Here is a 14,661-nt window from a genome sequence, read left to right on the forward strand (position 1 = left end):
TCTCTTGTGAGATTGCATGCAGATGGCATACGCTCTCTTGTACTTAACTACATTTTTCTAATGGTTGTAATTTGATTTGATAATGAGAACAACACTAAGGCTATCCAGATACAACCAAAGGCGATCATTTGTGGTGTGCCAAAGCTTTCACCAAAGTAGAAGATAGCTATCAATAAAGCAATAGTTGGAGATACATATTGAAGGAAGCCTAGTAGGTTGAGCGGCAATAGTTGGGCCCCATAGGAGAATAGCACTAATGGAACCGATGTTGTTAGACCGCAGGCTATGAGTAGCATGGACGTATACCAATCTGTGCCGAAATAGGACCACACTGTATTATCGACCATGGTCGTATAGAGTAAGGCTAGTGGTGTTAATAGCCAAGCCTCAAAGGCGATGCTCGTAAAGGGAGAGATGAGCAGCTTTTTTTTAACGACCCCATAGAGACCAAAGGAAACGGCGAGGATCATCGACACTAACGGCAAGGATCCCACTTGATAGGTGAGCAAGGCGATACCGATGGTAGCGATGAGGACGCTTAGCTTTTTCGGTACAGATAGAACCTCTTTAAATAGGATGACACCTAACACTACATTAAAGAGTGGGTTGATGTAATAGCCAAGGCTCGTGTCCATAACTTGGTTGTTGGCGATGGCCCAAATGTAGGTAAACCAATTTACGCTGATGATGACTGATGCTACCAACAGTAGTAATAGTTGTGAGCGCTGTTCTTTTAGTAATTGAAAGTCTTTTTTGAACTGTTTAAAATGTAGGCCAAATACGACGATGGCCATGCAAATGCCTGACCAGATAATGCGCTGCGCCAGTATATTATACGGTGAAACATGGTTTAATAATGCCCAATAGAGAGGGAGTAAGCCCCAGATGATATAGCAACTAAGGGCTGTCATTAGACCTTTTTTACTTGTGTGCTCCATAATGCCTCCTTGTGATTGTATTCATTATATCACGCATTGTGCTTGCATTTGTGCGTAGGCTTAGATTTTATGATGATTTGTACTCGATTTATAACTCGATTTGCAGACAATGAATACGTATATTTGTTAGCGATGAATACGTATATTTGATTGTGATGAGTACGTATATTTGATTGTGATGAGTTTTTATCATTTTAAATATGCATTAGTTATAACCTAAAATTTGATACTTATGATTAACTGTTATGTTCATTGACTTTGTGCATAATCTTACACTATATTGGACTTAGAACAACGAATATAGAGAATAGGTGTCACAAGACTTAATAGAGAAATCGGTACAAGCCGATGCGGTCCCGCCACTGTAAGGACGAGCCTGCTTTCAAAAATGTCACTGGAGAAATCTGGGAAGGCGAAAGCGAGGTGATGAGCCCGAGCCAGGAGAACTGCCTATTTGATAATCACCGTTATGTACCTACGAGCGATAGGAAGGGGATTGGGGTATGCTGGTTTCAGTGTTTTTTGGTGTACCTTTCAATAAGAAACCTTTACGTGTCACTTTTGGGTGGCACGTTTTTTGTTGCCCTTGAAAGTGGCTGTTAAGCATATATATCAGGCTTCATAGTTAATGAATTGATGAACACATATTTGAGGTTGATGTGATCTAAATATAGGAAAGCTCGTGTGATGTATATGTATAACAATTCGCAGGTACGGTGCGCTGTTTCTCGGTATGGTTTCGAGTTGAAAAGGAGGCACATATATGTCTGACAAAAAGACTTCAAAGGATGCTGAACGCGATCTATTAGCTCCTGTATCCTTTGATGAATTTGAGAAACCTACGTATGAACAATGGCAGGCTGAAGTTGAAAAGGCGTTAAAAGGTGGCGACTTCCACAAGAAGATGTTCACGAAAACCTATGAAGGTATTACGTTGCAGCCGATCTACACACCTGCATTGCATGCAGAAGCAATTCCGAAGGGCGTATACCCTGGGGCAGGTGAGTTCCTACGTGGCACTAAGGCAAGTGGTTATATTAAAGACTCTTGGGGTGTATCCCAATATGTAGATGACTCTTTGCCTAAAGATGCTAATCATGCAAGTTTATACGAGATTGTAAAAGGTGGCACCATTCACAACATCCGCCTAGATGAAGCAACACGTCATGATCAAGATGTGCAAGTAGGCGCATCCGTTGGCGTTGGTGGTACATCTGTATCCACTATGGATGACTGCAAACAATTGATTGACCGCTTCAATTTGAAGGAAAATCCTTTGTACATTGAAACAGGTGCTTCTGCAGCCATCTTGCTTGGCATGTTAGCGGCTACTGTGAAAGGCGCTAAAAAACAAACATCTGATTTGAAAGGTCTCGTTGGTGCAGACCCTATCGGTGTTTGGGTGAAAGATGGTGCTTTGCACATTTCCTTAGATACAGCCTTTGATGAAATGGCACATACTGTTGTGTGGGCTAAAGAACAAGCTCCAGAGCTTAAAACAGTACTCGTATCTGGCGATGTATACGCTAATGGCGGCGCTAACGATGTACAAGAGGTTGCCTATGCATTGGCAACAGCTGTATGCTACGTGCGTCAATTAGCACAACGCAATATCGATATTCACACCATCGCGAAGAGCATGATGTTCACATTCTCCTTAGGTGCTAACTTCTTTATGGAAATTGCTAAATTACGTGCGTTGCGCGTACTTTGGGCTCGCATTATGGAAGCATTCGGGGCCGAAGAAGCAGACCGCGCCGTTCATGTACACGGAAGAACATCTGCTTTCACAAAAACTGTATACGATCCATATGTAAACTTGTTGCGCAATACGACACAAGCATTCTCTGGCGTTGTAGGCGGTTTGAACAGCCTTGAAGTATCTCCATTTGACCAACCAATTCGCAAAGCCGACGATTTCTCTCGCCGTATTGCCCGCAACATCCAAGTTATGTTGCAAACTGAATTCGAGTTGCGTCAACCTGTGGACCCTGTAGGTGGTTCTTGGTACGTGGAAACATTGGCTGCTGAACTCTGTGAAAAAATTTGGGCTGAGTTCCAAACAATCGAAGCTAAAGGTGGCATTATTGCAGCGTTGAAAGAAGGCTATCCTCAAGCTCAAGTGAAAGCCATCCTCGAAGAACGCTTCAAGAACCTTGCATTCCGTAAGGACGTCGCAGTTGGTAATAACATGTATGCGAACATGACGGAAGAATTGCTTGATCCTAAACCAGAAAATCAAGAAACATTGCGTCAAAAACGAGCTGCCCAAATCGATGAGTACTTGGCAGGTGCAGAGGCTGATGCAGTTGTGAAAGCACAGGCTACTCTAGAAGCAAGTACAACAGAACCAGGTGCATTGATTGGCCTCATCGAGCTTGGAGCATTACAAAAATTGACAATCCGTCAAATCCGTAAGGCTTTAGATGCAGGCGATATTGCTTCTGAAACAATCGAACCAATTACAGCACATCGCTGGACTGAACAATTCGAGGCACTTCGCATGCGCACGGAAGCGTATAAACAACGTACGAAAGATAATGTGAAGGTATTCTTGGCTAATATGGGCCCAATCCCTCAACATAAACCTCGTGCGGACTTCTCCACAGGCTTCTTCGAAGTAGGTGCTTTTGAAGTTATTAAAAACGATGGTCATGAAACAACGTCTGATGCGGCGAAGGCTGCTCGTGAAAGTGGTGCCGATGTTGTGGTTATCTGTTCCACAGATGATACATATCCAGAATTAGTACCACCACTCGCTAAAGAGTTGAAAGAAACTATGCCGAATGTAACAGTTATTTTGGCAGGGGCGCCTCCTAAGGACCTTGAGCCTGTATACCGTGAAGCTGGCGTAGACGACTTCATTTCCGTTCGTGCAAATTGCTACGAAATCTTACATACGTTACAAGATAAGAAAGGGATGTGAGCTCATGTTTAAAAATCCAGACTTCTCCTCTCTTGGCTTGGGATCTCAGTCGCCGACATCTCGCGATGCATGGCTTGCTGAACTTCAAAAAGAAACAGGAAAAAGCTTTGAAGATTTATATAATACGACAATGGAGCAAATCCAACTAAAACCTCTCTACACAGAGATGGATTATGAAGGAATGACACACCTTGACTACATGGCTGGTGTACCTCCATTCTTGCGTGGACCTTATTCCACAATGTACGTAACTCGTCCTTGGACAGTACGTCAGTATGCTGGTTTCTCCACAGCCGAAGAATCCAATGCGTTCTACCGTCGTAACTTGGCAGCAGGCCAAAAAGGTTTGTCTATCGCCTTTGACCTTGCCACACACCGTGGTTACGACTCCGACCATCCTCGCGTAGTAGGTGACGTTGGTAAAGCTGGTGTTGCGGTAGACTCCATCCTCGATATGGAAATTCTATTCTCCGGTATTCCTCTCGACCAAATGTCCGTATCCATGACAATGAACGGCGCCGTATTGCCTGTTATGGCGTTCTACATCCTAGCTGGTGAAGAACAAGGTGTTGATAAAAAGGTTATGGCTGGTACGATTCAAAATGATATCTTGAAAGAATTCATGGTACGTAATACCTATATTTACCCTCCAGCTACGTCCATGCGCATCATCGGCGATATCTTTGCTTACACCTCTCAGTACATGCCTAAGTTCAACAGTATCTCCATTTCTGGCTACCATATGCAAGAAGCAGGCGCTACTGCAGATATCGAATTAGGTTACACATTGGCCGATGGTCTTGAATACATCCGTACCGGTGTAAATGCAGGCCTTCATGTAGATAAATTCGCTCCACGTTTGTCCTTCTTCTGGGCAATCGGTAAAAACTACTTCATGGAAGTAGCGAAAATGCGTGCAGCTCGTATGTTGTGGGCTAAGATTATCAAGAGCTTCGGTTCTGAAAATCCTAAATCCATGGCCCTTCGTACACATAGCCAAACATCTGGTTGGTCCTTAACGGAACAAGATCCGTTCAACAACGTAGCTCGTACATGTATGGAAGCGATGGGTGCCGCTTTAGGCCATACGCAATCCTTGCATACGAATGCGCTTGACGAAGCCATTGCATTGCCTACAGACTTCTCTGCACGTATTGCTCGTAATACGCAGCTTTACATTCAAGACGAAACTAAGGTATGTAAGGTTATCGACCCATGGGGCGGTTCCTACTATGTAGAAGCCTTGACTGATGAATTGATCCGTCGTGCTTGGGGCCATATCCAAGAAATCGAATCCCTTGGTGGTATGGCGAAAGCGATTGATACTGGTCTTCCTAAGATGCGTATCGAAGAAGCGGCAGCTCGTCGCCAAGCTCGTATCGACTCTGGCCGTGAAGCAATTATTGGTATCAATAAATATCGTCTAGATAAAGAAGATCCATTGGATATCCTCGACGTAGATAACACAGCTGTACGAGAAGCGCAAATCCGTCGTCTCGAACAATTGCGTGCTAACCGTGATGAAGATAAGGTTCAATCCTGCCTCGAAGCGATTACAAATGCTACAGAATCTGGGGAAGGCAACTTGCTTGCCCTTGCACTTGAAGCAGCTCGTGCTCGTGCATCCTTGGGTGAAATTTCCTTTGCTGTTGAAAAAGTTTGTGGCCGTCATAAAGCGGTTATCCGCTCTATTTCTGGCGTATATTCTAGTGAATATGAAGATGACGATGTCATCAAAGAAGTACGTCAAATGGCAGATGACTTCGAAGAACTCGAAGGTCGTCGCCCTCGTATCATGATTGCGAAGATGGGCCAAGACGGTCATGACCGCGGTGCCAAAGTTATCGCTACATCCTTCGCGGATATGGGCTTTGACGTGGATATCGGACCTTTGTTCCAAACTCCAGAAGAAACAGCGCAAGATGCGGTGGATAATGACGTTCACATCGTCGGATTCAGTTCCCTTGCGGCAGGTCACAAAACATTGTTACCTCAACTTGTGGAAGAACTCAAAAAACGCGGTCGTGGAGATATATTGGTTGCCATCGGTGGCGTAATCCCTGCTCAGGACTATGAATTCCTACGCGAACATGGCGCAGTGGCTATCTTTGGCCCTGGTACAGTCTTGCCAGTAGCGGCGAAAAAATTACTAGAAACATTGACTAGCCACGTTCAAGACGAAGACAATGACTGATAATAAACGGCCTACTCCGGATGTATTGCATACGACTCAGGATGCTACCTTCACCACTGGTGAAGGTAAGGCCCCTGAATTAGGTGTAAAGAATGCAAGCGCCGAGGGTAGTACCTATCGTCCCGATTGGGTGCCGGAAGATGCGAAAAAGGATGATACCTTCGCGTGTCATGTAATGAAAGGCGTCAAGGAAATGCATGACGGCCTCTTGTCTAGCTCCGCTCATCTGGCTCCGTCGGTACGTCCCGTACAGCGGCGAAAGAAGTTAACTGTCGCTGATTATGTACGCGGTATCGAGCAGGGGGACCGCGTTATACTTTCACGGGCTATCACATTAGTAGAAAGTAATAATAAGGACCATTTCAAACTAGCTCAACAAGTATTGCAAGCCGTATTGCCTCGTACGGGCAAGGCGTTGCGCATCGGTATTACTGGTGTGCCTGGGGCCGGTAAAAGTACATTTATTGAAGCCTTTGGCAACATGCTCATTGAAGCTGGTTACAAGGTTGCCGTACTCGCTGTAGACCCTACAAGCCAAGTCACAAAAGGCAGTATTTTGGGCGATAAAACGCGGATGGAAACGTTGACGAAACATCCTGAAGCCTATATTCGTCCGTCGCCGGCTGGCGGTACACTAGGCGGTGTGGCTCGTAAAAGTAGAGAAACGATGCTACTTTGCGAGGCTGCTGGGTACGATATTATTCTCGTCGAAACCGTAGGGGTTGGGCAAAGCGAAGTCACTGTGCGTTCCATGGTAGACTTCTTTATGCTCATCGTATTAACAGGTGCAGGCGATGAATTACAAGGCATCAAAAAAGGCGTTATGGAGCTGGCCGATGCTATTGTGGTCAACAAGGCTGATGGGGATAACCTCAAGCGCGCTCTCATCGCTCGTAGCGATTACGATCGGATGTTGCATTACATTCGTCCTGCTACGGAAAAATGGAAAACCCAAGCCTACACATGTTCAGCAGTTACAAAGGATGGCCTTGATGAATTGTGGGATGTAATCCAAGAATTTGCTGAACAAGGTAAAGAAAATGGCGTCTTCTTAAAACGCCGTCAAGAACAATCCCTCCGTTGGGTACGTGATATGATTGACGAACACTTGCACAACCTATTCTTTAATAATGTAGTCATTCAAGGTCGTATGGGCGAAGTCGAAGCAGCTGTTTTAGACGGTGAAATGAGCGAATCTCAAGCCGTTGAAGAATTAATTGGGGTTTTTGACAAGTCTATTAAATGAGTAGATAGCTACATACCTATTTGATAAGATGGCATAACTTATCTATTAAGACACTCCGATTAGCTATCATACTGATTTAGACATATAAGATGTATCCAGAAAAGGCATAGTATAAACATTACTATTGGGTTTAGCCCAATGAAGATGTATACTATGCCTTTTTATGTGCCTGTGAAAGCATATTCATGAAACAAATTTCATAAAAAACACGGTTGATACTTTCATAAATATCATATATGATATATAATTTAATCATAGATTGTTACTTGTATGTGATTAAAAAGAGAGGGTCATTATGAAACCACTAGTAAAGAAAATGTTAACAGCCGTATTGTGTGCATCTACTCTAACAGCTCCATTATTTTTGAGTGGTTGTAGTTTTTCTAAGATTGCCAATGGGGTGCAGCAAGGCGCTCAAAAGGCATCGCAAAAAGACATTCAAGTCTTTAATCAGTATATTGAAGCAGTTGGTAATTTTAACAGTGGTACCGTACGCTTTGGATATGCTATTAATCCTTCCATTCAAAAACTAAGAGAGGGTCAACATTTATCAAGCTTTATGGCACCAAAGTTTGATAGCTTACAACAAAAATTACAAGCCGCTAAAGATGCCGGTATACCATATGATGATATGAAGGAACCTCTTGATAACGTATTAGCCGTATTAAAGGACATTGTACCAGTAGCAAATGAATTGGATACGTACTACCAAACTAATTCATATCAAGCAGATAATTATGCTAAGGAACAACAATTAGGACCTAAATACGTTCAACTATATGATCAATTCTATGCAGCATATAATCAGTTAGACGCAGTAATTCATAAACATAATACGGAAAATCAACAAGAACAGTTGAAAGAACTTAAAGATTCCGGTAAGAAAAATGCAGCTGCTGCTCAAGAAGTTCATTTACGTTTAACTGCATTATTGGATAGCTTTGAAGAAGGCAAGCAAATCGATGTAAATGCGGCGAACCAAGAGTTGCAAGGAATCATGGATGTATCCAGCAGCATTACTAGTCCGGACTATAACTCTGCTAAAAATCATTTAAATACAACTATTGGTAGAATTCGTACATTCTTAGGTGACCAAACAGCTGATCATTACAATGATATGATTGAATCCTACAATAGCTTTATTGGCAGTGTAAATCGCTTGGATATGAACAAACTCGATAAATAATATCTAATCGTATATACCATGTTATGAAATGTTAGGAGAGGAATATTTAAATGAGCAAGAAAATGTTATTACCCGTTGGTATAGTTGTTCTGATTATAGGTATTGTTATCCTATTATTAAATCCAGATCCAGCTACAACAAATTTGGAAATTGCAAGAAACGCTACTAATGCACGAGACGCAGCGAAAGCGATTTCTTCTAATAATCAAACCTATGCATGGATGTATTCCCTCGGTATGTTCTTTACTGGTTTTGGCGTGTCCTTAACAATCGGTGGCATACTTGTAAAATTCCTAAAAAAAGACCAATAAACCATACAAATGCTATGATTATGCTATAAAATCATGACGGAATAAAAGCAAAATAAAGCAAAATAAAGGGCTATACTAATATGTGTATCACTATTAGTATAGCCTTTTTTTAACTCATAATTATTTTTAGATCCCTTAAAACATGATATAATAAAGGGTATTGGGGCCTAGAGGGTAAAGGCTTTTGGAGGTTAGTATGAGTAGCATAGCGCATTTATTTGTGGCTGGTGGATTTGTAATGTATCCGCTAGTAATTTTTTTGCTCTTTGCGTTGATGATTGGCATTGAGCGTATCGTTTTATATCGCAAGTTTACAAAGGACTTGCGTCGCTTTAATAAGGTGTTAGAGAAGAATCAATCTTGGGTCATGTTACCAAGTGTTCTGGAACGCGATACAGAGGAGCTTGGCGCTTTGTTTGCTCGCGCTATGCGCAGTGCAAAGAACTATAATGGTCTAGAAAACCGTTTGCAAGACGTAGTGTCTTACGCCGATGAGCGTTTAAAACGCGGCCTTAGCTGGCTTAGTATGATCGTAACCATGGCTCCACTATTGGGTCTATTGGGGACCGTGCTTGGCATGATTCGCGCCTTTGCTGTCGTAGGTGGCGATATTGGTGCGCCTACCATCATTACAGGCGGTGTATCCGAAGCCTTGGTAGCAACAGCGACAGGCTTGACTGTAGCGATTATCGCTCTTGGCTTTCACAGTTACTGTGCGGCAAAGGTAAACGATTCTATTACTACCTTAGAGCATGAGTGTGGTAATATCCTCGATGCATACAACGAGGAACATGATATATGAGACGACGCACATTAGGGGTTAAAAAAGAACCGACCATCATGATTATCCCTATGATCGATATCGTATTTTTCTTATTGGTATTCTTCATGGTTGGCACGCTGTACATGAATACAGAGCAACAAATTCCGCTCAATTTGCCATCTGCATCCACATCTACAGCAAAATCTATTGAACCTATTACGATTACGCTCACCACAACGCACACGCTATATATCGACAATCAGGAAATCTCTTCCGACCGATTGGCTGAAGAGGTACAATCTATCGTGAAGCAGGCACCTCGACAAGCTTTTGTCATTCGCGCATCTAAGGATGTGTATTACAGCGAGGTTATCGCTCTATTGGACATGCTCAAGGTGAATGGTGCTAAATATATTAGCGTTGCCACAGAACGGAAGTGATTCTATGTTTGAATCGCATTATTTGAAACCGTTTATTGTGTCCTTAGGGATTACGACTATGCTGATTTCTGGTATGGGCCTTTCTTTGCGGGGAATGGCAGGTACAGGTGCTGCCCATGATGCGGCGGAAATTAGCTTTGATTTGCCTGATGATGGTGAAAGCGATACAGGGGTTGAGGCTGTTGACACTGCACCGAAACCAGCGGAAAATCCTATGGAAAAACTACAGAACGTAACTCCAGAAGGCGCGGCACCTAAGGCGAATTCTTTGGTGAATGAGCGCAAGCCAGAGGAGGAACGTACTAAAGAGTTAAGTGAAAGTACAGCAGCATCTAGTGTGCGCCGAGAATGGACTGTTCCAAAGGCTATTGAATCGGAAACGAGTAGCAGTGAACAAGCTGTAGTTACGCACGGAGCAGATTCTAAGGATGGAAAATCCTCCAAGAATAGTAAAGCGCCTATCGGTAAAGAGATAACATCAGATCCGAATGCAACTGGAGATGGATTGCCTGAATCTAGTGACTTATCTGTCTTATCTGATTTAGCATTGAGTTTATTGACGCCAGGACAACAAGCGCTTTTACAAAAACCAGATATTAATCCTCATGACTATTTGCGGACTGTGCAAGAACAGGGGCGAGCATCTGTCGTAACAGGCAAGGTGGTAGTACGAGTTAACTTTGATGTTAACGGTAATGTCATCGTTGGCGAACATACGCCACTGATCGTGGACGATGTACCACCAGCTGTACGAGACGAAGCACTGCGCATCATCAAAAGCAGTGGATCCATTGTTAACCGACGGGGCGAACCTGTTTACTTAGCGGTTCCCGTTATTCTAGGACAATAAAGAGGCATATCTCATACAAATGTATGTAAGATATGCCTCTTTTTATGTTTATAAAACTCTCTTGACAGTTAGTGTATGATTAAAGTAGGTACAGTAGTAAGTCGTGCCAAGTAGTTCCTATCAGGAGGTTTATATGAAAGCTTATGAAATTTTGAACAATCCCTTCCTAAATAAAGGTACTGCCTTTACAAAGGAAGAACGTAAAAACCTTGGTCTTGAAGGTTTATTGCCTCCAGTTGTACAAACGTTAGAACAGCAAGCAACCCAAACTTATGAATTATTTAGTCGCAAAGATTCTCTATTACAAAAACGTGAATTCTTAATGCGTATTTTCTCCACAAATCGCACTCTATTCTTCAAAGTATTTAGCGAGCATGTTGTTGAAATGATGCCAATCGTTTATGATCCTGTTATAGCTGAAAGTATAGAACGTTTTAGCCACGAATTCATTGATCCAGAATATGCAGCCTATATTACAGAAGAGAATATTGATCAACTTGATACTATTTTAGATCGAGCTGCAGATGGTCGTGATATTCGCTTAATTGTAGTTACTGATGCAGAAGAAATCTTGGGGATTGGCGATTGGGGTACTAACGGCGTAGATATTTCTGTAGGGAAATTAATGGTCTACACTGCAGCAGCAGGCGTAAATCCTGAATGGGTACTACCAGTTGTACTTGATGTAGGTACAAATAGACAAGAGCTTCTTGAGGATCCATTATATCTAGGGGTTCGTAAAAACCGCATCACAGGAGATGCATACAATAAATTTATTGAAACTTTTGTTCGTCACGTAGAATCTAAATTCCCTAAATTATACCTACATTGGGAAGATTTTGGTCGCGACCATGCTACTGAAATTTTAAAAGTATATCGTCCTCAAATTGCTACCTTCAATGATGATGTTCAAGGTACTGGTATCATTTCCCTTGCAGGCATCTTAGGAGCACTCAAAATTAGCGGGGACACATTAACTGATAAAAAATATGTGTGCTTTGGCGCTGGTACAGCAGGTGTAGGTATCGCCAACCTTGTAATGTCTGAAATGATAGCGCAAGGGCTATCCGAGGAGGAAGCTAGAAGTCGTTTCTACCTCGTAGATAAACAAGGTCTCCTATTCGATGACATGACAGACTTAACAATCGAGCAAAAGCCGTTCGCTCGCAAACGTTCTGAATTCACTAATGCTAATGAATTAACTAATTTACATGCTGTTATTAAAGCTGTACAACCAGGAATTCTCGTTGGTACATCGACAGCACCAGGCACTTTCACAAAAGAGGTTGTCCAAGAAATGGCTAGTCATGTAGAAAGACCTATTATTTTCCCATTATCTAACCCGACAAAATTAGCAGAAGCAAGTGCACAAGATCTGTTAACATGGACAGATGGAAAGGCTCTTATCGCAACAGGCGTGCCATATTCACCTATCGAACTTAAAGGTGTAACATATGATATTGGACAAGCTAACAATGCACTCATTTATCCAGGTGTAGGTCTTGGTGTATTAGCTGTCAATGCAACTCGCTTAAGTGATGCTATGATTTCCGCAGCAGCTCATGCCTTACAAGGTATTGTAGATACTACAAAACCAGGTGCAGCTACGTTACCACCAGTAGCAAAATTAACACAATTCTCTCGTACAGTTGCTAAAGCTGTTGCCGAATGTGCCATCAAAGAAGGCTTAGCACCTGAACAAGATATTGATGCTGCGATTGATGCTATCTTGTGGAAACCAGAATACAAAAAATAATTAATAACAGTACATCAATAATTAGATAAATAATAACAAGAGGCATACCTCACATACGCATGTATGTAAGATATGCCTCTTTTGTTATGTTTGTATTAGTCTTGGTTTGTAAGCATTGTTTTGGTAGAGTTAAACACCGCAAGATATACGATGGCGCCACCGATAAATAATGTGACCTGCATAGGCGCACTAAACTGATCGACACGCCATAATGCAAAGGCGTAGAAGAACATAGTTACTAGCATGATGAGGAATGCAATGATAACGCGTACATTGGTGTTAACCGCTAAGGATGTAGTAATGCGAGATTTATTGAGTATCACGTAAATTAAGGATACGATGATATCTGCTGTAAAGATGGAGAATACATAGTTGAGATCAAGTTCTCCAAACAGAACTACGGCCAAGCCGATAAAGCTGAGTACAAAGAATAGGCGCAATAGTATGCCTATAGTATTTGATTCGTTGCGCTGTGCACGACGCTCTTTGCGATTTAAATTTGCCATGAAAGCCTCCCGATAATGATATACAAGTTCCTGTATATTTCAGATAGCTCTAGTATATCATTTTATTAGTATAAATTCTAAGTTAAAGTATGGTGTACCAATAAATACGAACAATTAGTAAATTTAATGTAATTATCATTCGGAAAATTTAGGTCCATTCATTGAATGGAGCTTTCACATATGGTACAATTATCCTATAAGAAATCTAGCTTTTATCATGCAAAGGAGACATCATGATACCACGTTATACACGAGAAGAAATGGGCCATATTTGGAGCGAACGCAATGAGTTCGACACAATGTTATTGGTAGAAACATTGGCATCCGAGGCACAAGCTGAGTTGGGCGTTATCCCTAAAGAAGCGGCTAAAGCCATTCGTGAAAAGGGCAATTTCGACGTTGAACGCATTCATGAAATCGAAAAGGAAACAAACCACGATATCATTTCCTTCGTAACAGCAGTAGGTGAATACGTAGGTCCTGAAGCGGCTAAATACATTCATCTTGGCCTTACATCTACTGACGTTAAAGATACAGCACTTGGTTACATGATGAAACAAGCATGCGACATCTTGATTGAAGATTTGAAACGTTTGCACGAAGTATTGCGTCGTCGCGCAGCTGAGTTCAAATATACACCTATGATTGGTCGTACTCACGGTATTCATGGTGAACCTACTACATTTGGTTTGAAATTAGCATTGTGGATGGCTGAAGTAGAACGCGATATCGAACGCATGGAACACGCTCGTAAAAGCGTAGCTGTTGGTAAATTGTCCGGTGCAGTTGGTACATACTCCAACATCGATCCATTCGTAGAACAATATGTATGCGAAAAATTAGGTCTTGAACCTGTTAAAATCGCTACACAAGTCGTACAACGTGACCGTCATGCTGAATTGTTATCCACTATCGCTGTTGTAGGCGGTACATTGGATAAAATCGCTTTGGAAATTCGTCATCTTCAACGTACTGAAGTGCGCGAAGCGGAAGAATATTTCAGCCCTAAACAAAAGGGTTCTTCTGCGATGCCTCATAAACGTAATCCGATTACATGTGAAAGAATTTGCGGTATGGCTCGCTTGCTTCGTGGCTATGCTCAATCTGCTTACGAAGACCAAGCTTTGTGGCATGAACGCGACATTTCCCATAGCTCTGTAGAACGTGTCATCTTACCAGATGCAACAATTTCGTTGAACTACATGCTTCACCTTACAATCCGTACAATTGATAAATTGTTGGTATATCCTGAAACAATGCTTAAAAACCTTAACCTTACAGGTGGTCTTGTATTCAGCCAAACAATTTTGACTCACCTTGTAGACAAAGGTGCCGTACGTGACGAAGCATACCGTTGGGTTCAAAAATACGCTATGGAACGTTGGCTTGAAGGTAAAGATTTCGCTACAGGTCTTAAATCTGATGAAAACATCAAGAAATACATGACTGCTGAAGAAATCGATGCATGCTTCGATCCTCATAAATTATTGAAACATGTAGATACAATCATGGCTCGCTTTGGCCTATAATTGTAGGGTACTTCCC

The 14,661-nt window shown here is 42.1% G+C and carries 12 protein-coding genes and 1 riboswitch; of the genes, 10 read left to right on the plus strand and 2 right to left on the minus strand.

Going from position 1 to position 14,661, the window contains the following annotated elements:
• Positions 1-47 precede the first annotated feature (47 nt).
• Positions 48-938, minus strand: coding sequence for an EamA family transporter RarD (gene rarD / locus MOQ65_RS04490; protein ID WP_257846799.1), 891 nt, complete (start codon positions 936-938; stop codon positions 48-50).
• Positions 939-1,230: 292 nt separating this feature from the next.
• A riboswitch (cobalamin riboswitch) is annotated at positions 1,231-1,406 on the plus strand.
• Positions 1,407-1,701: 295 nt separating this feature from the next.
• Between rarD and MOQ65_RS04495 the strand changes: the two genes are divergently transcribed.
• The 9 genes from MOQ65_RS04495 (at position 1,702) to MOQ65_RS04535 (ending at position 12,610) form a co-directional block, all read left to right on the plus strand.
• Entirely contained in the window at positions 1,702-3,864 is a 2,163-nt protein-coding gene (locus tag MOQ65_RS04495; RefSeq protein WP_257846800.1) for a methylmalonyl-CoA mutase family protein, read from the plus strand.
• 4 nt (positions 3,865-3,868) lie between these two features.
• Positions 3,869-6,058 carry a methylmalonyl-CoA mutase gene (scpA, locus tag MOQ65_RS04500; RefSeq protein WP_257846801.1) on the plus strand — a complete coding sequence of 730 codons (2,190 nt, stop codon included), beginning with the start codon at positions 3,869-3,871 and terminating at the stop codon, positions 6,056-6,058.
• Entirely contained in the window at positions 6,051-7,304 is a 1,254-nt protein-coding gene (gene meaB, locus MOQ65_RS04505) for a methylmalonyl Co-A mutase-associated GTPase MeaB (protein ID WP_257846802.1), read from the plus strand. Before scpA ends, meaB begins: the two co-directional genes overlap by 8 nt.
• A gap of 295 nt (positions 7,305-7,599) precedes the next feature.
• Positions 7,600-8,490, plus strand: a complete 891-nt coding sequence (locus MOQ65_RS04510; RefSeq protein ID WP_005384998.1) for a DUF3829 domain-containing protein — start codon at positions 7,600-7,602, stop codon at positions 8,488-8,490.
• Between the two features lie 50 nt (positions 8,491-8,540).
• A complete protein-coding gene (locus MOQ65_RS04515; RefSeq protein WP_257846803.1) occupies positions 8,541-8,801 on the plus strand; it encodes a hypothetical protein in 261 nt (86 codons plus the stop codon).
• 196 nt (positions 8,802-8,997) lie between these two features.
• Positions 8,998-9,603 (plus strand): MotA/TolQ/ExbB proton channel family protein, encoded by a 606-nt coding sequence (locus tag MOQ65_RS04520; protein ID WP_257846804.1) that lies wholly within the window; start codon positions 8,998-9,000, stop codon positions 9,601-9,603.
• A complete protein-coding gene (locus tag MOQ65_RS04525; RefSeq protein WP_009352440.1) occupies positions 9,600-10,004 on the plus strand; it encodes an ExbD/TolR family protein in 405 nt (134 codons plus the stop codon). The genes MOQ65_RS04520 and MOQ65_RS04525 overlap by 4 nt, the downstream gene beginning before the upstream one ends.
• Positions 10,005-10,008: 4 nt before the next feature.
• Entirely contained in the window at positions 10,009-10,854 is an 846-nt protein-coding gene (locus tag MOQ65_RS04530; RefSeq protein ID WP_257846805.1) for a hypothetical protein, read from the plus strand.
• A 103-nt stretch (positions 10,855-10,957) separates the two neighbouring features.
• Positions 10,958-12,610, plus strand: a complete 1,653-nt coding sequence (locus MOQ65_RS04535; RefSeq protein ID WP_257846806.1) for a malolactic enzyme — start codon at positions 10,958-10,960, stop codon at positions 12,608-12,610.
• 95 nt (positions 12,611-12,705) lie between these two features.
• Here the strand turns inward: MOQ65_RS04535 and MOQ65_RS04540 are convergent, their stop codons facing one another.
• Positions 12,706-13,116: a CAAX protease gene (locus MOQ65_RS04540; RefSeq protein WP_257846807.1), complete on the minus strand. Its 411-nt coding sequence runs from the start codon at positions 13,114-13,116 to the stop codon at positions 12,706-12,708.
• Positions 13,117-13,349: 233 nt separating this feature from the next.
• On the opposite strand from MOQ65_RS04540, the gene purB reads away from it, so the two are divergent.
• Positions 13,350-14,645 (plus strand): adenylosuccinate lyase, encoded by a 1,296-nt coding sequence (purB, locus tag MOQ65_RS04545; protein WP_060923735.1) that lies wholly within the window; start codon positions 13,350-13,352, stop codon positions 14,643-14,645.
• The last annotated feature ends 16 nt before the right edge of the window (positions 14,646-14,661 follow it).

Source organism: Veillonella faecalis (genome assembly GCF_024677885.1).
GTDB lineage: Bacteria > Bacillota > Negativicutes > Veillonellales > Veillonellaceae > Veillonella > Veillonella nakazawae.